The 20,070-nt window shown below is 75.4% G+C and carries 23 protein-coding genes; 12 read left to right on the top strand and 11 right to left on the bottom strand.

The features are described 5' to 3' along the window. Positions 1–54 precede the first annotated feature (54 nt). The 3 genes from dut to ACI79E_RS09370 form a co-directional block, all read right to left on the bottom strand. Positions 55–555: a dUTP diphosphatase gene (gene dut, locus ACI79E_RS09380; RefSeq protein WP_456932259.1), complete on the bottom strand. Its 501-nt coding sequence runs from the start codon at positions 553–555 to the stop codon at positions 55–57. Positions 556–681: 126 nt separating this feature from the next. After that, complete coding sequence (locus ACI79E_RS09375; protein ID WP_456932258.1) at positions 682–1,587, bottom strand: hypothetical protein; 906 nt, start codon at positions 1,585–1,587, stop codon at positions 682–684. Positions 1,588–1,666: 79 nt separating this feature from the next. Further along, on the bottom strand, positions 1,667–1,969 hold the full coding sequence (locus tag ACI79E_RS09370; RefSeq protein ID WP_097206154.1) for a DUF4193 domain-containing protein: 303 nt from the start codon (positions 1,967–1,969) through the stop codon (positions 1,667–1,669). Between the two features lie 304 nt (positions 1,970–2,273). Between ACI79E_RS09370 and ACI79E_RS09365 the strand changes: the two genes are divergently transcribed. Further along, positions 2,274–3,320: a phosphotransferase family protein gene (locus ACI79E_RS09365; RefSeq protein ID WP_456932257.1), complete on the top strand. Its 1,047-nt coding sequence runs from the start codon at positions 2,274–2,276 to the stop codon at positions 3,318–3,320. Positions 3,321–3,381: 61 nt separating this feature from the next. Beyond that, positions 3,382–3,930 carry a LytR C-terminal domain-containing protein gene (locus tag ACI79E_RS09360; protein WP_456932256.1) on the top strand — a complete coding sequence of 183 codons (549 nt, stop codon included), beginning with the start codon at positions 3,382–3,384 and terminating at the stop codon, positions 3,928–3,930. Between the two features lie 12 nt (positions 3,931–3,942). Here ACI79E_RS09360 and ACI79E_RS09355 read toward each other — a convergent pair whose 3' ends face one another. Beyond that, positions 3,943–4,755, bottom strand: a complete 813-nt coding sequence (locus tag ACI79E_RS09355; RefSeq protein ID WP_456932255.1) for an inositol monophosphatase family protein — start codon at positions 4,753–4,755, stop codon at positions 3,943–3,945. A gap of 109 nt (positions 4,756–4,864) precedes the next feature. Here ACI79E_RS09355 and ppgK point away from each other — a divergent pair, with 109 nt between their 5' ends. From ppgK to ACI79E_RS09330, 5 genes are all read left to right on the top strand, one after another. Continuing rightward, positions 4,865–5,608 (top strand): polyphosphate--glucose phosphotransferase, encoded by a 744-nt coding sequence (gene ppgK, locus ACI79E_RS09350; protein ID WP_456932254.1) that lies wholly within the window; start codon positions 4,865–4,867, stop codon positions 5,606–5,608. Positions 5,609–5,913: 305 nt separating this feature from the next. Beyond that, the gene (locus ACI79E_RS09345) at positions 5,914–7,278 is read left to right on the top strand and encodes an RNA polymerase sigma factor (RefSeq protein ID WP_456932253.1); all 1,365 of its coding nucleotides are present in this window, start codon (positions 5,914–5,916) and stop codon (positions 7,276–7,278) included. Between the two features lie 562 nt (positions 7,279–7,840). Next, a complete protein-coding gene (locus tag ACI79E_RS09340) occupies positions 7,841–8,065 on the top strand; it encodes a DUF7455 domain-containing protein (protein ID WP_097206314.1) in 225 nt (74 codons plus the stop codon). Between the two features lie 143 nt (positions 8,066–8,208). Then, positions 8,209–10,389: a VanW family protein gene (locus tag ACI79E_RS09335; RefSeq protein WP_456932252.1), complete on the top strand. Its 2,181-nt coding sequence runs from the start codon at positions 8,209–8,211 to the stop codon at positions 10,387–10,389. Between the two features lie 82 nt (positions 10,390–10,471). Next, the gene (locus tag ACI79E_RS09330; protein WP_456932251.1) at positions 10,472–11,539 is read left to right on the top strand and encodes a YihY/virulence factor BrkB family protein; all 1,068 of its coding nucleotides are present in this window, start codon (positions 10,472–10,474) and stop codon (positions 11,537–11,539) included. Between the two features lies 1 nt (position 11,540). Here the strand turns inward: ACI79E_RS09330 and ACI79E_RS09325 are convergent, their stop codons facing one another. Beyond that, a complete protein-coding gene (locus ACI79E_RS09325; RefSeq protein ID WP_456932250.1) occupies positions 11,541–11,771 on the bottom strand; it encodes a DUF3039 domain-containing protein in 231 nt (76 codons plus the stop codon). 96 nt (positions 11,772–11,867) lie between these two features. Between ACI79E_RS09325 and ACI79E_RS09320 the strand changes: the two genes are divergently transcribed. Then, positions 11,868–12,806 carry a pseudouridine-5'-phosphate glycosidase gene (locus ACI79E_RS09320; protein ID WP_456932249.1) on the top strand — a complete coding sequence of 313 codons (939 nt, stop codon included), beginning with the start codon at positions 11,868–11,870 and terminating at the stop codon, positions 12,804–12,806. An 8-nt stretch (positions 12,807–12,814) separates the two neighbouring features. Continuing rightward, positions 12,815–13,690 (top strand): carbohydrate kinase family protein, encoded by an 876-nt coding sequence (locus ACI79E_RS09315; RefSeq protein WP_456932248.1) that lies wholly within the window; start codon positions 12,815–12,817, stop codon positions 13,688–13,690. A 2-nt stretch (positions 13,691–13,692) separates the two neighbouring features. On the opposite strand, the gene ACI79E_RS09310 is transcribed toward ACI79E_RS09315, so the two are convergent. From ACI79E_RS09310 to ACI79E_RS09300, 3 genes are all read right to left on the bottom strand, one after another. Continuing rightward, complete coding sequence (locus tag ACI79E_RS09310) at positions 13,693–14,034, bottom strand: DUF3099 domain-containing protein (protein ID WP_456932247.1); 342 nt, start codon at positions 14,032–14,034, stop codon at positions 13,693–13,695. Positions 14,035–14,199: 165 nt separating this feature from the next. Then, positions 14,200–14,784 (bottom strand): HhH-GPD-type base excision DNA repair protein, encoded by a 585-nt coding sequence (locus tag ACI79E_RS09305; protein WP_456932246.1) that lies wholly within the window; start codon positions 14,782–14,784, stop codon positions 14,200–14,202. 137 nt (positions 14,785–14,921) lie between these two features. Then, entirely contained in the window at positions 14,922–15,530 is a 609-nt protein-coding gene (locus ACI79E_RS09300; RefSeq protein ID WP_456932245.1) for a TetR/AcrR family transcriptional regulator, read from the bottom strand. Between the two features lie 102 nt (positions 15,531–15,632). Between ACI79E_RS09300 and ACI79E_RS09295 the strand changes: the two genes are divergently transcribed. Then, on the top strand, positions 15,633–16,139 hold the full coding sequence (locus ACI79E_RS09295) for a DUF4188 domain-containing protein (RefSeq protein WP_456932244.1): 507 nt from the start codon (positions 15,633–15,635) through the stop codon (positions 16,137–16,139). On the opposite strand, the gene ACI79E_RS09290 is transcribed toward ACI79E_RS09295, so the two are convergent. The 3 genes from ACI79E_RS09290 to ACI79E_RS09280 form a co-directional block, all read right to left on the bottom strand. Beyond that, positions 16,133–16,756, bottom strand: coding sequence for an MFS transporter (locus ACI79E_RS09290; protein ID WP_456932243.1), 624 nt, complete (start codon positions 16,754–16,756; stop codon positions 16,133–16,135). The genes ACI79E_RS09295 and ACI79E_RS09290 overlap by 7 nt on opposite strands. Positions 16,757–16,828: 72 nt before the next feature. After that, the gene (locus ACI79E_RS09285; protein WP_456932242.1) at positions 16,829–17,239 is read right to left on the bottom strand and encodes a (R)-mandelonitrile lyase; all 411 of its coding nucleotides are present in this window, start codon (positions 17,237–17,239) and stop codon (positions 16,829–16,831) included. 35 nt (positions 17,240–17,274) lie between these two features. Next, positions 17,275–18,297: a zinc-dependent alcohol dehydrogenase family protein gene (locus ACI79E_RS09280; protein ID WP_456932241.1), complete on the bottom strand. Its 1,023-nt coding sequence runs from the start codon at positions 18,295–18,297 to the stop codon at positions 17,275–17,277. 132 nt (positions 18,298–18,429) lie between these two features. Between ACI79E_RS09280 and ACI79E_RS09275 the strand changes: the two genes are divergently transcribed. Together ACI79E_RS09275 and dtd are read left to right on the top strand one after the other, a co-directional pair. Further along, positions 18,430–19,323, top strand: a complete 894-nt coding sequence (locus tag ACI79E_RS09275; RefSeq protein WP_456932240.1) for a helix-turn-helix transcriptional regulator — start codon at positions 18,430–18,432, stop codon at positions 19,321–19,323. Positions 19,324–19,529: 206 nt separating this feature from the next. Further along, positions 19,530–19,961, top strand: a complete 432-nt coding sequence (dtd, locus tag ACI79E_RS09270) for a D-aminoacyl-tRNA deacylase (protein WP_456932239.1) — start codon at positions 19,530–19,532, stop codon at positions 19,959–19,961. Positions 19,962–20,070: the final 109 nt, after the last annotated feature.

Here is a 20,070-nt window from a genome sequence, read left to right as displayed (position 1 = left end):
CCCCGTTCCCGCAGGCTGCGGTCGATCCGGTTCCGTCGCCGTCCGAACGGCATGTCAGCTCAGTCCCTTCGACTGTGCGCTCCCGTGGCCCCCGGTGGAGCCGTGCCCGCCGGCTCCACGGGCGCTCTCCGGCAGCCGCTCCACCGGGACGAACCGGGCCCGCGCCACCGGCTGCACGACCAGCTGCGCGACGCGGTCGCCGCGGCGGAGGGTGAGCGCGGTGGTGGGGTCCAGGTTGACCAGGTTGACCTTGATCTCGCCGCGGTAGCCCGCGTCGATCGTCCCCGGCGCGTTGACCAGGCTCAGGCCCAGCCGGTGCGCCAGCCCCGACCGGGGGTGCACGAAGCCGGCGTAGCCCTCGGGGATCGCCACGGCCACGCCGGTGCCGACCAGGGCCCGCTGGAACGGGGCCAGCTCGAGGTCCTCGGCGATGGCGAGGTCGGCGCCGGCGTCCCCGGGCAGGGCGTAGGCCGGGACGGCGGCCTCCGGGGAGGTCAGCCGCACCGGCACCTCCACCTCGGGGACGACGGGGTGCGGCACGGCGGGGTCGGGCACGTCGGCGATCCTATGAGGACCCCCGGCGCCCCCACCGTGGAAGGACCCCGTCCTCCTCACCGCTCGCAGGCTCGCGGCGAGCCTCGGGACGGGGCCGTGGCGGGACCCTGCACGGGGCCGGGCCCGTCAGGTGGTGCGGGGACGCCGCAGGTCGGCGAGCACCCGGCGGGCCAGGGTCTCGGTGGCCCTGCGGTTGCCCCGGCCACCGAGCGCCGCGCCGACGAGGAACGGCGCGGCGGCGGGGACGCTGCGCGCCAGCCGGCGGGTCATCCGGTGGCGCAGCGCCCGCAGGCTCGCCCCACCGAGCAGGACGCCCAGCCCGGGGGTCACCGAGTCGTCGACCGCCCGCTGACCGGACCAGCTGGACAGGTAGGCCAGCGCCCGGGCCCGCGCGTCCCCGGGCGCCGGGCGGCCGTACAGCTCGTGCAGCTCACCGACGAGCACGACCTCCACCGCGGCGGTCAGCACCGTCTCGGCGCCCAGGCCCAGCGGCACGGCCAGCAGGGACGGCGGCGCGACCCACGTGGCGGCGGAGAGGCCGCCGGTGGCCGCCCCGATGCCGGCGGTGAGCCGGGCCGCCCGCGCGACGAGGGCGTCGGCGATCTCGTCGTCGGCCGCCCCCGGGTACGCCTCGCGCAGCCGCCGCGCGTCCCGGATGGGCAGCCGCGGCACGGCGGCGGTGAGCAGGTCGCCGAGGAGCGCGCCGGGTGCCTTCGCGGCCCCCGGCTCGGCGGTGGGCGCGCCGCCGGGTGCCGGAGCGCGGCCGCCCCGGTTGGCGGCGGCGGTCGCGACCGCGGAGACGACGTCGCGCAGGGTCGAGGACGCCGACCGCCGTCCGTCCCCGGCCGGGGCGGCGTCCCCGTCCCGGCCAGGGGCCCCGCCGAGCAGCCCGGAGACCGCGTCGGCCAGGACCCGGCCGGCGCGGCCGAGGGGGCTCTCCTCCGCCGGCGTCGCGGCGGTGCTGCCCCCCGCGACGGGCCGCGGCGGCGGGACGTCCCGCACCGCGCCGGTGCGCTGCTGGTCCTGGGTCATCGGCTCCTCCGGGAAGCTCGGTGGCCCCGTCCCGGCCCCGCCCCGAGCGTGCGCGGGGTGGGCAGGACGGGGTCCTTCGTCAGGCGGCGCAGTCGCGGCAGAACAGCTGGTCGCCGCGGGTGGCGGCCAGCCGGCTGCGGTGCTGCACGAGGAAGCAGCGGGAGCAGGTGAACTCGTCCTCCTGCTTGGGGAGGACGCGGACGGTGAGCTCCTCGTTGGACAGGTCCGCGCCGGGGAGCTCGAGGTTCTCGTTGAAGTCGGTCTCGTCGACGTCGACCGACGAGGACTGCGCCTCGGCGCGCCGCGCCTTGAGCTCCTCGAGCGAGTCCTCGCCGAGCTCGTCGGCCTCGTTGCGACGCGGGGCGTCGTAGTCGGTGGCCATGGGGTGTGCCCCTCCTCCGGGGTTCTCGCGGGCGTCGGCGCCCGCATCGTCTGACGGCGGCGCCGGGGCGCCGCCGTCCTGGCCGGTCGCCAGGGGCGACCGGTGGTCGGCAGGTCGGCGCCCGCTGCTCGGGCACCGGCCGGGTGCTGCGGTCCGCGCCGCCGTCCGCGGACGGGGCGGTGGTCCACCAGCGGACCCCCCAACGTCGCGCGGTCCCCGTTTGTGCCCGGCTCGCGACGGGACGACCACCTCGGCGCCGGATCGGTCGGGACGGCTGCGGAGCGCCAGAGGTTACCCTGCGCCCGTGTCGACTCCCGTGGGTGCTGACCCGGCCGTCGTCGGGCCCTACCTGGCCTCCGTCCTGGGCGACGAACGCTGGCGATCGGTGCGCATCGACCTCATCGCCGCCGGCATGTCCAACCTCACCTACGTGGTCACGCCGGACGGCGACGCCGGCGGGGAGCCGGTCATCCTGCGCCGCCCGCCGACCGGGGCCGTGCTCGCCACCGCCCACGACATGGCCCGCGAGCACCGCGTCATCACCGCGCTGGGCCCCACGCCCGTCCCGGTCCCCCGGACCCTGCACCTGTGCACCGACACCGAGGTGCTCGGCGCCCCCTTCTACGTCATGGAGCGCGTGGTCGGGCTGCACGTCGTCGACGAGATCCCGCCCGGTTACGCGGACGACCCCGGCCAGCGGCGGCAGGTCGGCGAGGGGCTGGTCGACGTGCTCGCCGACCTGCACTCGGTGGACCCGGGGGCGGTCGGCCTGGGCGACTTCGGCCGGCCCGAGGGGTTCATGGCCCGGCAGGTGCGCCGCTGGACCCAGCAGTGGGAGGCCACCCGCGACCAGGACCGCCCCGGCCTGGACGCCCTCGCCGCCCGGCTGGCGGAGACGGTGCCCGCGACGCAGCGGGACGGCGTCGTCCACGGGGACTTCCGGCTGGACAACTGCCTGCTCGACCCCGACCGCCCCGGCGGCATCCGCGCGGTGCTGGACTGGGAGATGTCCACCCTCGGCGACCCGCTGGCCGACCTCGGCATGCTGCACGTCTACTGGCCGCAGGCCGGTGAGGAGAGCGTCGCGGGCCAGAGCAGCGTGACGGCGCTGCCGGGCTTCCCCACCCGCGCGGAGATCGCCGAGCGCTACGCGTCGCGCACCGGCCTGGACCTGGGCGACCTCAACTGGTACGTCGGCTTCGCGTACTTCAAGTTCGCCGCGATCGTCGCCGGCATCGTCGCCCGGTCCAGGGCGGGGGCGATGGCCGGCAAGGACACCTCCGGCTACGCCGAGCGCATCGACCCGTGCGTGGAGCGCGGACGCGCCGCACTGGACGACGGTGCGATCTAGCACCGCGGCACGGCCCTAGACTCCCGCCGACCCGCCAGCCCTCCGAGGGGGAGAACAGCCCGTGAGCGCGCCGCCGACCGACCGTCCCGCGGTGCGCCCCCGCAGCGGCCGGCGCCCGATCCCGCCGTTGATCTTCCTGCTCGTGCTGGCGCTGGCCGCCCTCGCCGTGTGGTGGAACGTCCTCCAGGACCAGCAGGACCGCGACGCCGCGCAGGCGGCCGCGTGCACCACCGCGTCGGCCGCTCCCCCGTCGCTGGACCCGACCACCCTGTCGATCCGGGTGTTCAACGCCACCGACACCGCCGGGCTGGCGCAGTCGGTCGCCGCGGACCTGCAGGCGCGCGGCTTCGTGGTCGAGGAGGTCGCCAACGACCCCACCGACCGCGAGGTGACCGGCGTCGGCGAGATCCGCCACGGCCCGCGGGGCAACGACGCCGCGGCCTACGTCGGACTGTTCCTCCGGGGCGCCGGCGACCACCTCGACACCCGCGCCACCGCCCAGGTCGACCTCGTCATCGGCCCGGAGTTCGTCTTCCCCGACAGCCTCGCCACCCCCGAGCAGGTGGCCGCCGCGCTCAGCACCGCCTCCAGCGCCGCCGCCGCCTGCTGAGGGGCGCCCCGTTCAGTCGGCGTGGAGCCGCGCCAGCAGGGCGGTGAACTCGTCGGCGACCGAGGGTGCCACGGCGATGCCGAGGGGCTCGGCGAACGGGCGCCCGGGCAGGCCGGTGACCACGACCCCGGCCTCGGCGGCCACGAGGGCGCCCGCGGCGAAGTCCCACCGGTTGAGGTGCAGCTCGTAGTAGGCGTCGACGCGGCCGGCCGCCACGGTGCACAGGTCGAGCGCCGCCGACCCGTGCCGGCGGATGTCCCGGACGTGCGGCAGCAGCCCGGCCACCACCGCGCCCTGGGCCCGGCGCTGCTCGGCCCGGTAGCCGAACCCGGTGGCGACCAGGGCCTGCTCCAGGGACGCCGGCCGGCTGCCGCGCAGCACCACCGGGTCGGCGCCCGGCGCCGTCAGGTGTGCGCCCCCACCGGCCGTCGCGGAGTAGAGCTCGCCGGTGGCCACGTTGAGCACCACCCCGGCCTGCACCCGCCCGTCGACCTCGGCGGCGATGGACACCGCGTACGCCGGCAGCCCGTAGACGAAGTTCGTGGTGCCGTCGATGGGGTCGACGATCCACCGCACCCCGCTGCTACCGGTCCGCGTGGCGCCCTCCTCGCCCAGCAGCCCGTCGTCCGGCCGGGCGGCCAGCAGCCGGGTCACGACCAGCTCCTCGCAGGCCCTGTCCACGGCGGTGACCATGTCCACGGGGCTGGACTTCACGTCCACCTGGTCGGCGGCCGAGGCGCGGCCGCGGGCGACCAGGCCGGCGGCCTCCCGGGCGGTGGCGACGGCGAGGTCGAGCAGGGCGGTGGGCTCGGGCGCGGCGGTCACGACCCCGATCCTGCCCGAGGCGACCGTGCTGGGACGGCCCCGTGCAGGGGCCCACCCTGAGCCTGCGAAGGGTTGGGGGGCACGGGGGTCCTTCTTCTACCCTGACCGCGTGCTGGGCTTCGGGGTGGACATCGGTGGTAGCGGGATCAAGGGGTGCCTGGTCGACCTGGACACAGGAGAGCTCCAGGGTGAGCGGCTGCGCATCGAGACGCCGCAGCCCTCCCTGCCGGAGCCGGTCTACGACGTGGTGGCGCGGATCGTGGACTCCTTCGGGTGGGAGGGGCGCATCGGCGTCACCTTCCCCGGGGTGCTGAAGAGCGGGGTGGTGCACACCGCCGCCAACGTGGACAAGAGCTGGCTGGGCACGCACCTGGCCGAGGGGCTGGCCGACCGGATCCCCGGCACCGTGCAGACGCTCAACGACGCCGACGCCGCCGGCTTCGCCGAGATGCGCTACGGCGCCGGCCGGGACAAGCGTGGCGTCGTCCTCATGCTGACCTTCGGCACCGGCATCGGCAGCGCCCTGTTCACCGACGGGGTCCTCGTGCCCAACACCGAGTTCGGCCACATCCAGGTCGACGGCGAGGACGGCGAGAAGCGCGCCTCCGCGTCGGCCCGCGAGCGGGAGGACCTCAGCTACCCGCAGTGGGCCAAGCGGGTCGACCGCTACCTCGACGTCCTCGAGGCCAGCGTCTGGCCCGACCTGATCATCGTCGGCGGCGGGGTGAGCAAGAAGGCGCACAAGTGGGTGCCGCTGCTGTCCACCCGCACCCCCGTCGTCCCCGCCGAGCTGCTCAACGACGCCGGCATCGTCGGTGCCGCGCTCGCCGCCGAGGAGCGCATCGGGCAGTGACCCCCCGCCCCGGTCCGCCCACGCGGCCGGCGCACCACGGAGGGTGGGGACGCTCCCACCCTGGGAACCGCACCCGTGCGAGCGATCCCCGCAGGTCCGCAACGGTGGTTTCGCCGAGGAGCGTCGTTACAATGGACGAGCCCCGCGCCGTCGCTCCCCAGCCGAGAGGCATCCCCCACCCGTGCACCGGTCAAACCCGGGCCCGGTCTGCTGGGGCACCTCCCGCTCCGGACGCCGGCCGAGGCCGCTGCCCGGGGACCAGACGGCCCCCCGGGGAACGCACCCAGCACGGGAAGGAACCCTGAGTGCCCGCCGACAAGCCAGCACCGGAAGCCGCAGCGAGCACCCCGGGGCGCTCCAGGACGGTTGCCGCCGCCCCCCGGGCCACCCGGACCAGCGCACCGGTATCCGCGGGTCCCGCCTCGGCCGGCCCGGCCAAGGCCCCCGCTCGCAAGAAGGCAGCGGCGAAGACCACCGCCGCCAAGGGCAAGCCCAGCATCACGCCGTCGCCGGGCACCGGTGAGGGCGCCGTGCTGACCGCCGTGGCCACCGAGGACTCCGCCGTCGCCGTCGTCGACGGTGGCGAGGGCCTCAAGCTCGACGAGACCGTCGTCGCCGGGCCCGACGGTGTCGCCGTCGAGGCCGCCGCCGAGGAGGAGGCCGCCGCCGCCGAGGGCGGCGACTTCGAGTGGGACGACGAGGAGGAGTCCGAGGCGCTGCGGCAGGCCCGCAAGGACGCCGAGCTCACCGCGTCGGCCGACTCGGTCCGCGCCTACCTCAAGCAGATCGGCAAGGTGGCCCTGCTCAACGCCGAGGAGGAGGTCGACCTCGCCAAGCGGATCGAGGCCGGCCTCTACGGCGCCGAGCGGCTGCGCCAGGCCGAGGAGGAGGGCCAGAAGCTCTCCCCGCAGATGCGCCGCGACCTCAACTGGATCGTCCGCGACGGCGAGCGGGCCAAGAACCACCTGCTGGAGGCCAACCTCCGCCTCGTGGTCTCCCTCGCCAAGCGCTACACCGGCCGCGGCATGGCGTTCCTGGACCTCATCCAGGAGGGCAACCTCGGCCTGATCCGCGCGGTCGAGAAGTTCGACTACACCAAGGGCTACAAGTTCTCCACGTACGCCACCTGGTGGATCCGGCAGGCGATCACCCGCGCCATGGCCGACCAGGCCCGCACCATCCGCATCCCGGTGCACATGGTCGAGGTCATCAACAAGCTCGGCCGCATCCAGCGCGAGCTGCTCCAGGACCTCGGGCGCGAGCCCACCCCGGAGGAGCTGGCCAAGGAGATGGACATCACCCCGGACAAGGTGCTGGAGATCCAGCAGTACGCCCGGGAGCCCATCAGCCTGGACCAGACGATCGGCGACGAGGGCGACAGCCAGCTCGGTGACTTCATCGAGGACTCCGAGGCCGTGGTCGCCGTCGACGCGGTGAGCTTCACGCTCATGCAGGACCAGCTGACCAGCGTCCTGCAGACGCTGTCGGAGCGGGAGGCCGGCGTCGTCCGGCTGCGCTTCGGCCTCACCGACGGCCAGCCGCGGACGCTGGACGAGATCGGCCAGGTCTACGGCGTGACCCGTGAGCGGATCCGCCAGATCGAGTCGAAGACCATGTCGAAGCTGCGCCACCCGAGCCGCTCGCAGGTGCTGCGCGACTACCTCGACTGAGCGAGGACCCACCGACGGGAGGCCCTCCGAGCAGCGATGCTCGGGGGGCCTCCCGTCGTCCGGGCCGCGGCACGACCGGCCCCGGCCGGCCTGTGGCGTTCGCCACACCTGCGCGCCGGTGTCCACGGGCGGCCGGGCCCGCACCCCGACCCGGCGCCGGGGGCTCCCGCCGACGTCGTTCCAGGCGTGTTGCGCCGGACGGCCGCCCGTGACGGCCACATCTCGGGACGGTCACGATCTCACCCCGATGAGCCGGTGGGGCGGTGTGAGCCGTCGCCCACCGGGTAAGCGGCGTAGCGTGAGGGACGTCAAGACAGCAGCGGACCCACCAAGCCGGACGACGACCGGCGCACGGAACTGACGACTACGAGCACCACGACCACAGACCTGCACCACCCAGTGACGTCCCTGCTGACCCCGCTCCACCGCATCGACGACCCGGACACACCGCCCACGGCGCGTCCGACCGTTCGATCGGCAGGATCGGGAACAGAGGGGTCCATCCTGGCGCTGTGCAGGAGGCCGATCCGCAGCCGCGGGTCCGTGCGGTAGAGAGCGAGTGATGACCCAGATGACCCAGACGCTGACGACGACCCCGCCCGCCGACGACCTGGTCGTCCCCTTCCACTGTGACCGCTGCGGTGCGCTGGCCAAGGTGCGGGTGGTCCTCGCCAGCGGCAGCGACCTCGTGTTCTGCGGGCACCACGCCCGTGAGTACGAGGGCAAGCTCCGCGACATCGCCGTCGACATCATCGACACCGACGGCGAGCAGCGCATCACCTCCTGACCGAGGGGTTATCGTCGCTCACAGCGATGAAGCCCTCACCCGACGCCGCCGCCGGCGCCCCGGATCCGCCTGACGCGGACGGGACGCCGGCGGCTCCGTCGTTCCCGGGATCTCCCGGTCGACGGCGACCCGGAGATCCGCCGATGTCTCAGTCCCCCACCCCGTCCGACCAGACCGCCCGGATCGAACCCGAGGCATTCTCCGACGACACCCGTCCGGTGCCGCGCGACCGCGGCCCCATCGGCCCGGAGGCTCCCCGTCCCCCGGCCGCCGACACCACCCCGGCCCCCGAACCCCCCGCCGCCGCTCCGGCACCCGTCGAGGACGGCGAGACCCAGGACATCCAGGTCGCCCCCGGCGAGGTCCCCGGCCGCCTCCCCGCGGCCGACGACGCCGCGACGACCGGCGTCCTGCCGCCTGCCGCGGAGCCCCCCGCCGACCCCGTCGACGGCGACACCGCGCCCGGCGGGCCCACGCAGACCGGATCGGCGGACGGTCCGGGAGACGGTGGGCAGCCCCCGGCCGGGGACGCCGCACCGCGCCGACCCTGGTGGCGCCGCCCGGCCGTGGTCACCCCCGTCGCCGCCGTGGGGGTCCTCGCGGCCGCCTACGGCATCGACCTCGCCGTCTCCGGTGGCGACGTGCCCCGCAACACGGTGGTCGCCGGCGTGGACATCGGCGGGCTCTCCACCGCCGCCGCCGCCGAGCGGCTGGAGACCGAGCTCGCCCCGCGGGTGACCGCCGACCACGTGGTCGTGGCCGGTGACGTGGAGGCGACCCTCTCCCCCGCCACCGCGGGCATCACCCTGGACGTCGACGGCACGGTGGACGCCGCGGGCGAGCAGCCGGTGAACCCCTGGACGCGGCTGGTGTCGCTGTTCAGCGAGCGCGAGGTGGCCCCGGTCATGACCGGCGAGGAGACCGCGCTGGCCGCGCAGATCGACGCGATCGCCGAGCAGGTCGACCGCGCACCGGTCGACGCCACCATCGCGATCGAGGAGGCCACCGCCCGCGTCGTCGCTCCCGAGGACGGCCGCACCCTCGACCGCGAGGGCGCCGCCGCCGCGGTCACGGACTTCCTGGCCACCGGCGGCGACCCCAGCACGCCGATCGAGCTGCCGGTCGAGGTCACCGAGGTGACGGTCGACGCCGAGGCGGCCCAGCGGGTGCTGGACGAGACGGTCACCCCCGGCCTGGCCGCGCCGGTCACGGTGCGCAGCGAGGACGGCGCGACGTCGGTCGAGGTGCCGGCGACCGCGATCGCCGCCTCGCTCACCTTCACGCCCCAGGACAGTGGCGAGCTCGCCGTCGCCGTCGACCCCGCCCGGCTCCAGGAGGCGATGGGGGGCGACTTCGCGGAGTTCGGCACACCCGCGCAGGACGCCCGGTTCGAGCTGTCCGGAGGCGCGGTGACCGTCGTCCCGTCGGTGGACGGCACGGGCGTCGACCCCGCCGCGCTCGCCGGTCAGCTGCTCGAGGTGCTCCCCCAGCCGGCCCCGCGCACCGTCACCGCCCAGCTCGGCCCCGTCGAGGCCGAGTTCAGCACCGCCGACGCCGAGGCGCTGGGCATCCGCGAGGAGATCAGCACCTTCACCACGAACTTCACCAGCGCGGCCAGCGGCACCAACATCCGGGTGGGCGCCGCGGAGATCGACGGCGCGATCGTCCGGCCGGGCGAGACCTTCAGCCTCAACGGCCACACCGGCCCGCGCGGCACGGCGCAGGGCTACGTCGAGGCCGGGGTGATCAACAACGGCCAGTTCACGACCGCCGTCGGCGGCGGCATGAGCCAGGTCGCCACCACGCTGTTCAACGCCGTCTTCTTCGCCGGGCTCGAGGACGTCTACCACAAGCCGCACAGCTACTACATCAGCCGCTACCCGGCCGGCCGCGAGGCGACGGTCTACTACGACTCGATCGACCTGAAGTTCCGCAACGACAGCGACACCGGCGTCTACATCGACACCCAGTGGACGCCGGGTTCCCTGACCGTCACCTTCTACGGGACCAAGCGCTACGACATCGAGTCGATCAGCAGCAACCGGTTCAACCTGCGCCAGCCGGTGGTCCAGGAGAAGCCCGACGACGGCAGCTGCAGCCCGCAGGGCGGGTCGACCGGGTTCGACATCACCGTCACGCGCGTGTTCAAGGACCCGCAGAGCGGCGCCGAGATCCGCCGGGAGGACTTCCGGACCCGGTACGCCGCCGAGCCGGTGATCCGCTGCGTCCCCGTGGCCCCGGCGCCGACCGCCCCCGAGGGCACCGCGCCGGCGTCCGCACCGGCCCCGGGCGGCCGCCGCCCGCCCCGCCGGACGGCGGCCTGACCGCTCGCCCGATCGGGGGGAGGTCCGGGCGGACCGCCACCGCCCGGACCCCTGCCGTGGCTCTGACGTGCACACTGGGCCGGTGAGCACCGTCCTGCCCGGGGGGTCACCGGCCCCCGCGGGGAGCCCGGACGGTGCCGACGCCGGTCCTCCCGGCGCCGCGGCGTCCTCGGGGACGCCGGCGGAGCTCCCCCGGCGGGAACGGCTGGCCCGCTGGCCGGCAGCGGTCCGCGTGCCGCTGCAGGTGCTCGGCCGGACCGTCGGCAAGGCCTGGCAGGACCGGATCCTCGGCCTGTCGGCGGAGGCCGCGTTCTGGCAGATCCTCTCGGTCCCGCCGCTGCTGATCGGGCTGCTGGGCTCCCTGGGCTACCTGGGCAGCTTCATCGGGCAGCAGTCCGTGGCGCAGATCGAGGACCAGCTGCTCACCGCCTCCGCGCAGGCCCTGACCCCGGACGTGGTCGACTCGCTGGTGCGGCCCACCCTGGCCGACATCCTCGGTTCCGGCCGGCTGGAGCTCGTGAGCGTCGGCTTCCTGGTGTCGCTGTGGGCCGGCTCCTCGGCGACCGCGACGTTCATGAACACGATCGTGATCGCCTACGACCAGCGCGACGTGCGCGGCCCGATCCGCACCCGGCTCAAGGCGCTGTGGCTGTTCGTCGTCGGCATGGTGATGGCGGTGCTCACCCTGCCCCTGCTGGTGCTGGGCCGCGAGGTGCTGGTGTCCCTGCTGCCCGCGGACTGGCGCGGAACGGCGACCGTGCTGGTCAACGCCGTCTACTGGCCGGTGGTGCTGATCGGCCTGGTGCTGGCGCTGACCAGCTTCTACCACGTCGTGCTGCCCCGCCGGCTGCCCTGGCACCGGCACCTGCCGGGGACGCTGCTGGCGGTGGCGTTCTTCCTCGTCGCCGCGCTGCTGCTGCGCGCCTACGTGGCCGACATCCTCACCGCGACGCTGCCCTACGGGGCCCTGGCCACCCCGATCGCGGCGCTGCTGTTCTGCTTCTTCTTCGGCATGGCGGTGCTGCTGGGCGCCGAGCTCAACGCGACCGTGCAGGCCCGCTGGCCGGCGCCCCTGCGCCGGCACCAGAAGCGCCGTCAGGAGCGCCGGGCCGCCAAGCTCGAGCGCGCCCGCCGCCTCGACCTGCTGTGAGTCAGTCCTTCTTGAGCTGCTCGTAGATCTCCTTGCAGGCCGGGCACACCGGGCTGCCGGGCTTCGGGCTCTTGGTCACGGGGAAGACCTCGCCGCACAGCGCCTCGACCATGGTGCCCATGACCGCACTCTCGGCGATCTTGTTCTTGCGGACGTAGTGGAAGACCTCGTTGGCGTTGCCGGTGTCGCCCTCGCGGACGTCGGGCTTCTCGAGGAGGTCGGTGCTGCTCACGCGGGTGCTCCCTCAGGTCACGGGACGGCTGCCGGGGCGTTCCCGGCAGCCGGGTGGCGGGCCGGGTCCGACCACCCCGCCCACCATGATGTCAGGGTGTCCCCTGCAGCCCCGCCGTCCGCCGTCCGCCCGTCGACCGTCTCCCCCGAGGTGGCCGACGCGCTCGCCTCCGGCCGCCCCGTCGTCGCCCTGGAGAGCACCCTGCTGGCCCACGGGCTGCCCCGGCCGGACAACCGGGCCGCCGCCGACCAGGTCGAGGCCGCCGTGCGGGCCGGTGGGGCGGTGCCCGCGACGATCGCCGTGCTCGACGGCGTGCCGCACGTGGGGCTGACCGCCGACCAGGTGGACCGCGTCTGCGCGGACCCCGACCTCGCCAAGCTGGGCGTCCGCGACCTGCCGGTCGCCGCGGCGCTGGGCCGCAGCGGCGCGACCACCGTGTCCAGCACCGCCCTGCTGGCCGCCCGGGCCGGGATCGGCGTGTTCGCCACCGGTGGCCTCGGCGGGGTGCACCGGCAGTCCGCCGACACCTTCGACGAGTCCGCCGACCTGGTGGCCCTCGCCCGCACCTCCCTGGTCGTGGTCTGCGCCGGTGTGAAGTCGATCCTCGACGTCCCGGCCACGCTGGAGCGCCTGGAGTCCCTGTCGGTCACCGTCGTCGGCTACCGGACGACGGCCTTCCCCGGCTTCTACGTCGCCGACTCCGGCGCGACGGTGGACTGGTCGGTGGACGACGCCGAGCAGGCCGCGGCGGTGTTCGCCGCCCGCCGGGAGCTCGCCCCGGGCGCGGTGGTCGTCGCCAACCCCCTGCCGGCCGACGAGCAGCTGGACCCCGCCCTGCACGACCGCGTCCTCGCCGGCGCCCTCGCCGCGGCGGAGGACGCCGGCGTGCGCGGCAAGGCGGTCACCCCGTTCGTCCTCGACCACCTGCACCGGGCCAGCGAGGGCGCCACCCTCGCGGTCAACGTGCGCCTGGTCCTGCGCAACGCGGAGCTGGCCGGCCGGATCGCGGCCGCCCTCGCCGCGCTCCCCCGCTGAGTCCCGCGGTGCTCCCGGTCGTCGTCGTCGGGGACCTCGCCACCGACGTCGTCGTGGTGCTCGACGGCGAGCCGGCGCCCGGCTCGGACCGCCCGGCGCGGATCGCCACCCGCGGCGGCGGCGCCGGGGCCAACGTCGCCGTCCACCTGGCGGCACTCGGCGTCCCGGTGGTCTTCGCCGGCTGCACCGGCGACGACGCGGCCGGCGCGGGGCTGGTCGCGGACCTCGTCGCCGCGGGGGTGGACCCGGCGGTGCGGTCGGTGCCGGACGCCGCGACCGGCACGATCGTCAGCCTGGTCGAGCCCGACGGGCAGCGCAGCATGCTGGCCGACCGCGGCGCGAACCTGGCCCTGCAGCCCGGCGACGTCCCGCCGCTGCGGGCCGGCGGGCACCTGCACCTGTCCGGCTACACGCTGCTCGACCCCCGCCCCCGGACCGCCGGGCTCGCCGCCCTGGCCGCGGCGGCCGCCGCCGGCTGCACGGTGTCGGTCGACCCGGCCTCGACCGGCCCGCTGGCCCGCTACGGCGTGGACCGGTGGCTGGCCGACACGGCGGCGGCGACGCTGGTGCTGCCGAACGCGGAGGAGGCGCGGCTGCTCACCGGGTGTCCGGACGCCGCCACCGCGGCCCGCGCCCTCGCCGGCCGGCACCGGGTCGCGGTGGTGACGCTGGGCGCCGACGGCGCGCTGTGGGCCTCCGGGGACACGCTCGTGCACCGCCCGGCCCACCCCGGGCCGGTCGTGGACACCACCGGCGCGGGCGACGCGTTCGCGGCGGGGCTGCTGTCGGTCTGGCTGGCCGACCCGGCCGGGGACCCCGCGCGGGCGCTGGATGCCGGCCTGTCACGGGCGGCGGCGGTCGTCGCCCGGCCGGGAGCCCGCTGAGGTCAGTGCTCGATGACCCGGCCGGGTCGCGCGGGGTTCTCGAGGACCCGGTCGGGCCGGGGTGGCGCGTAGCGGTTGACGTCGAGCTTCTTCTTGGGCGGCTCGTCGTTGGCCATCATCACCGCGACCCACGGGAGGACGGTGCCGAGGAGGGCGAAGACCAGCGCCAGCCACAGGGTCTGGTAGAAGACCGCGGCCAGGACCAGGGCGACCGCGCGGACGGCCATGGTCAGCACGTAGCGCCTCTTCCGCGCGGCGTGCAGCTCGGCACGGCTGGGCGCGGCCTCGGTGATGAGGACCGGCTGGGGTCGGTGGGAACGCGCAGGCTGCTGGCTCGAGGCCACGGATGTCCTTCCCTCTGCCGACCGCGGGCAGCGGCGCTCGGCAGATCCCTTCCCGGGTCACGGCGCCCGGCGTCCCGACGGCGACGGGTCCCCTGCACAGCCGGGGTGCGCCGCCCATCGTGCCACCGGATCGGGGCCGGTGCAGACGCCGCTGCGCGGTGGTCCTCAGCCGTTCGCGGAGGCCTTCGCGGCCTGCTTCTGCGCCTGCTTGAACGCCCGGACCTCGGCCAGCGACTCGGGGCCGGTGATGTCGGCGACCGAGCGGCGGGCGTCGTCCTCGCCGTACTCGCCGGCGGCCTCCCGCCAGCCCGGCGGGGTGACGCCGTACCGCTTGCCCAGCAGCGCGACGAAGATCTTCGCCTTCTGCGCGCCGAACCCGGGCAGCTGGCCGATCCGCTGCAGCAGGCTGGCCCCGTCGGGGACGTCGGCCCACAGGGCCTCGGCGCGGCCGTCGTAGCGCTCGACGAGCAGCCGGCAGACCGCCTGCGCACGTGCGGCCATCGACCCGGGGTACCGGTGGATCGCCGGCGGGCCCTGGAACCAGGCGGTCAGCTGCTCGGGGTCGGCGTCGGCGACGTCCGCCGCGGAGAGGGTCTCGACGCCCATGCGCTCGGCCAGCAGCCGCGGGCCGGAGAAGGCGCGCTCCATCGGGAACTGCTGGTCGAAGAGCATGCCGAGCAGGAGCGCGAGCGGGTCGCGGCCCAGCAGCTCGTCGGCAGCGGGGTCCTGGGTGATGCGGAGGGTCGGCACGCCGGAGATGGTGCCGTACGCCGGTCCGGGTGCGACGCGGTCCGTCGATGGACGGCGCGCTCGACAGACCCCGACGGGACGTGACGACGGTCGGCACCGGTGGCACCCGGCTCGCACCGGGAGGCGTTCCCGGCCGCCTAGAGCCCCCGCGACAACCGCTCGAGCAGCCCGTCCAGCTGCGCCTCCCGGTCCCGCTCCGACAGCTCCCGCAGGGGGCCCTGCAGGCAGAGCACGGCGAACCCGTGCACCGCCGCCCAGCAGGTGACGTCGGCGCCGGGACGCCGCTCGGCGGGGAGCACACCGGTCGTGACCAGTTCGTCGAGCACGGTGGAGAGCACCCCGTAGGGGCCCTGCCCCGGTGCGCCGTCCTTCGGCCGGGCGCAGGCGAAGGCCGTGGCGAACAGCCCCGGCTCGGCGAGCGCGAAGTACACGTACTCCCGGCCCACCGCCCGCAGCCGCGCGGCAGCCGGCTCACCGCGGTCGTCATCGGGGAGGTCGGCCAGCCGGTCGCGCATCCGCTGCTCCAGTTCGGCCATCCCCCGCTCGGAGACCTCCGCGAGCAGGTCGTCGCGGTCGGCGAAGTGGCGGTACGCCGCGTTGTGCGAGACCCCGGTGCGGCGGGCGGCGTCGCGCAGCACGACGGCGTCGGCGCCTCCGGCACGGGCCTGGTCGACGGCGGTGTCGATCAGCGCGGCCCGCAGGTTGCCGTGGTGGTAGCGACGGGCGGCACCGGGACCCTCAAGCATGTTGACAGTGTCCACCTCTCCTGCCGTGGTGTACATGTTGCCGGTGTCCACATTGCGTGGCACCCCCCGGACCCGTCCGAGGCGCACCTACGGAGGACCACGATGAGCAGGACAGCACTCGCCGGCCGGATGACCGCCGACGCACCGCCCGGGACGGTCGCCTTCCTCATCGGCATGCGGATCAACCGGCTGTGGAAGATCCGGCAGTGGCTGCCGGTCGCCACGGCGATGCCCCGGATGCTCCGGGAACTGGCCGCGCACCCCGACCTCGGCCTGCTCTCCCACCGCACCTACGTCAGCGGGCGCACGGTGCTCACCGTCCAGTACTGGCGCAGCGCCGACGACCTCGACCGCTACGCCCGCGCCCGGGACCACGCCCACCTGCCGGCCTGGCGGGAGTTCAACCGGCGGGTCCGGGACAACGGCGACGTCGGCGTCTTCCACGAGACGTACGCCCTGGACCGCCACGAGACCGTCTACGTCAACATGCCCGCCGACTTCGGTCTCGGCGGCGCCACCAGCCTGGTGTCACTGGCCGACCGCGGACAGCGCGCGGCCCACCGGCTGGACCCGTCGGTGCCCGACGTCCCCGCGGTCGCCCCCTACTGACCGGCGAGCCGCTCAGGACCGCGAGCGGGCCCGCGCAGCGCGGCCAGCTCCGAGCGCAGGGACACCGCCGGCTCACCGGCACGGTCCTCGCGCGGGACGTGCCGGGCGATGAGCGGCACGGCGACCACGGCGAGAGCGGCCAGCGCCCAGAGCGGCCCCCGCCACCCGGACAGCTGCCCGGCGAACGCCCCCAGCGGCACCCCGACGACGTTGGCGAGCATGCCCCCGGCGCCGACCAGCCCGAGGGCCCGGGCGGAGGCGGCCGGACCGGCGGCGCGGGTCGCGACGACCGATGCCACCGACCAGAACGCCCCGGTCGCCCACGCGGTGACGAACCGGGCCCCCAGCAGCAGCGGGAGGCTGGAGCCGAGGGCGACGACGACGTGCCCGGCCGCGAACACCGCCAGGGCGAGCACCAGCGTCGTCCGTCGGGGCATCCCGCGGGTGAGCAGCGCCATCGTCGGTGCGCCGACGATCATCCCGACCGCGAACACCGTGATGAGCAGCCCGGCCTGGGCCACGCCGATCCGCAGGTCGCCGGCGATCTCGGGCAGCAGGCCCGCGACGACGAACTCGGTGGTGAGCATGAGGAACGTGCCGACCGCCAGCACGTACACGACGAACGGGAGCCGCGCCGGCGCCCCGCCGTCCCCGGCCGGGCAGGCGGACGCTGCCGCCGACCCGGCCGGTCAGTCGACGGGTGGGGCGGCGGCGTACTCCTCGTCGGTGACGGGGGTCAGCCAGTGCACGACGGCGTGCTCGGCGTCGGCCTCGTTGATGGCCAGGTGGACCATGAGCCGGTTGGCCGCGGCGCCGTGCCAGTGCTCCTCGTCGGCCTCGAACAGGACGCGGTCGCCGGGTCGGATGACCTCGACCGGCCCGCCCCGGCGCTGGCACAGGCCGACGCCCTCGGTGACGAAGACCGTCTGGCTCAGTGGATGGCGGTGCCAGTGGGTGCGCGCGCCGGGCGTGAAGTGCACCAGGTTGGCACTGACCCGGGACGGCGCCGGTGCGGCGGCGACGGCGTCGATGTACACGTCGCCGGTGAACCAGTCCGCGGGGCCCTTGACGGTGGCGGTCGAGCTCCGGGTGATCTGCACGGGAGTCCTCCTCGAGGGGAAGGCGGAGCGGTGGGTCAGGGGCGCAGCAGCGCCTTGATGGCGCGGCGCTCGTCCATGGCCCGGTAGGCCTCGGGGGCCTCCTCCAGCGGGAGCTCGAGGTCGAAGACCCTCCCGGGGTCGATCTCGCGCCGCCAGATTCGGTCGACCAGGTCGGGCAGGAAACGGCGCACCGGCGCCGGGCCGCCGTGCAGGTGCACGCCGGAGAAGAACAGCTCCTCACCCGGCAGGGCCACGTCGTGGGAGACGCCGACGTAGCCGACGTGCCCGCCGGGGCGGGTGGCCCGGATGGCCTGCATCATCGACTCCTGGGTGCCGACCGCCTCGATCACCGAGTGCGCGCCCAGCCCGTCGGTCAGCTCCTTGATGCGGGCGACCCCCTCGTCGCCGCGCTCGGTGACGACGTCGGTGGCGCCGAACTGGCGGGCCAGTTCCTGCCGGGGCTCGTGGCGGCTCATCGCGATGACCCGCTCCGCGCCGAGCTGCCGGGCGGCCAGGACGCCGAGCAGGCCGACCGCGCCGTCGCCGACGACGGCGACGGTCCTGCCCGGGCCGGCCTCGGCGGCGACGGCGGCGAACCAGCCGGTGCCCAGCACGTCGGAGGCGGCCAGCAGGCTCGGGACCAGGTCGTCGTCCGGCGTACCCGGGGTGGCGACCAGGGTGCCGTCGGCCAGCGGGACCCGGGTGTACTCGGCCTGCGCGCCGGTGGCCGCGCCGGGCTGCCGGTTGACGCAGTGGGTCTGGTAGCCGGCCCGGCAGATCTCGCAGGTGTTGTCGGAGGCGAAGAACGAGCCGACGACGAACTGGCCCGGTCGCAGGGTGGTGACCTCGCTGCCGACCTCCTCGACGACGCCGACGTACTCGTGGCCCATCGGGGACGGTCCCTGCACCTCCTCGATGCCGCGGTAGGGCCACAGGTCCGAGCCGCACACGCAGGTCGCGGCCAGCCGGATGACCGCGTCGGTCGGCTGCTCGATCGCCGGGTGCGGACGGTCCTCGACGCGGACGTCGCCGGGGGCGTGGAGGACGGCTCCTCGCATGACGGTGCTCCTTCGGGAGTGGTCGGGCTGGCCACTCCACGAAACCGCGCCGGACGCCCGCGCGGGGGGTCGGGTCCATGGGGGGAGAAGCACGACCTCCCTCCACCAGGCGGTCGCCGTACCGTCGATCCGGTGGACAACCGCTCCGACATCCGCGACTTCCTCGCCAGCCGGCGTGCCCGGATCACCCCCGAGCGGGCCGGACTGCTCCCGGGTGGCGGCCGGCGGCGGGTCCCCGGGCTGCGGCGGGAGGAGGTCGCCGTCCTGGCCGGCGTGAGCACCGACTGGTACACCCGCCTGGAGAAGGGCCACATCGCCGGCGTCTCCGAGGACGTCCTGGAGGCCGTGGCCCGGGCGCTCCAGCTGGACGAGGCCGAGCGGCTCCACCTGTCCAACCTGGCCCGCGCCGCCAAGCCGACCCGGACGCCACAGCGACGCGGCAGGGCCCGGATCGCGCCGCGCGTGCAGTGGATGCTGGACTCGATGACCGGGTCGGCCGCGTTCATCGCCAACGGCCGCCTGGACGTCCTCGCGACCAACACGCTGGGGTGGGCGCTGCACGCACCGCTGTTCGGGGACCCACGCCGGCCGGCGAACTTCGCGCGCTTCCAGTTCCTCGACCCGCGGGCGCGCGACTACTACCAGGACTGGGAGAAGGCGGCCAGCACCACCGTGGCCCTGCTGCGCACCGAGGCCGGGCGCGCCCCCGACGACAAGGACCTGCGCGAGCTGGTCGGGGAGCTGTCCACGGTCAGCGAGGAGTTCCGCACCCGCTGGGCCGCGCACGACGTGCGCATCCACCACGCCGGGGCCAAGCAGTTCCGCCACCCCGCGGTCGGCGACCTCGAGCTGGTCTACCACACCCTCGACCTGCCCACCCCCGACCACGGGACGCTCGCCCTGACCGTCTACACCGCCGAACCCGGCACCCCGTCTGAGGACGGCCTCAAGCTCCTGGCCAGCTGGGCGGCCACCCACGCGGCCCCGCTCCCCGGCCCGGTCACGCCCGCGGCCGACCCCGCCTGACCCGATCCCTGCTCGACCCGCTCGCCGGTCGGGGACTCCGCGCGGCTCGTCCATGTAGATCTCGGGCTGGCCGACCACCACGCCCTCGTGCACCGCGGCGTGCGGTGAGCGCCTGCCCGGCAGCGTCCTGTCCGCCGGTACGTGGTCCGCGCCGGCCTGATCGAGCCCTGACCACGCCGGCGGGCGCCGACGGGGAGACTCGACCGGTGCGCGCGGTGGTGAGCAGGGTCGGGACGGCGGCGGTTTCGGTGGACGACGTCGTCGTCGGGGAGATCGGGCACGGGCTGCTGGCGCTGGTCGGCGTCGGCCGGGACGACGACGCCGAGCGCGCCCGGGTGCTGGCCCGGAAGATCCACGAGCTGCGCATCTTCCCCACCGACGACGGCGCGCGGTCGGTGTCCGACCTGGGCCTGCCGGTGCTGGTGGTCAGCCAGTTCACGCTCTACGCCGACACCCGCAAGGGCCGCCGTCCCTCCTGGGACGCCGCCGCCCCCGGGGAGGTCGCCGAGCCGCTGGTGGACGAGGTCGTCGCCGAGCTGCGGCGGCGCGGCAGCGAGGTGGCCACCGGCGTGTTCGGCGCCCGGATGCTCGTCTCGTCGGTCAACGAGGGGCCGATGACCTTGCTCCTGGAGGTCTGATCCGCCGATCGCGGGGTATCGCAGGGTGACACAACACACGCCCTGTGCGTTTGCTGGGAACCCGGCATCCGTGGAACACGCAGGCCCCGTGCGGCCGTTGTGCAGGGCG

It is taken from the genome of Geodermatophilus sp. SYSU D00079, assembly GCF_054050635.1.
This window is presented reverse-complemented; position numbering and strand designations above follow the sequence as displayed.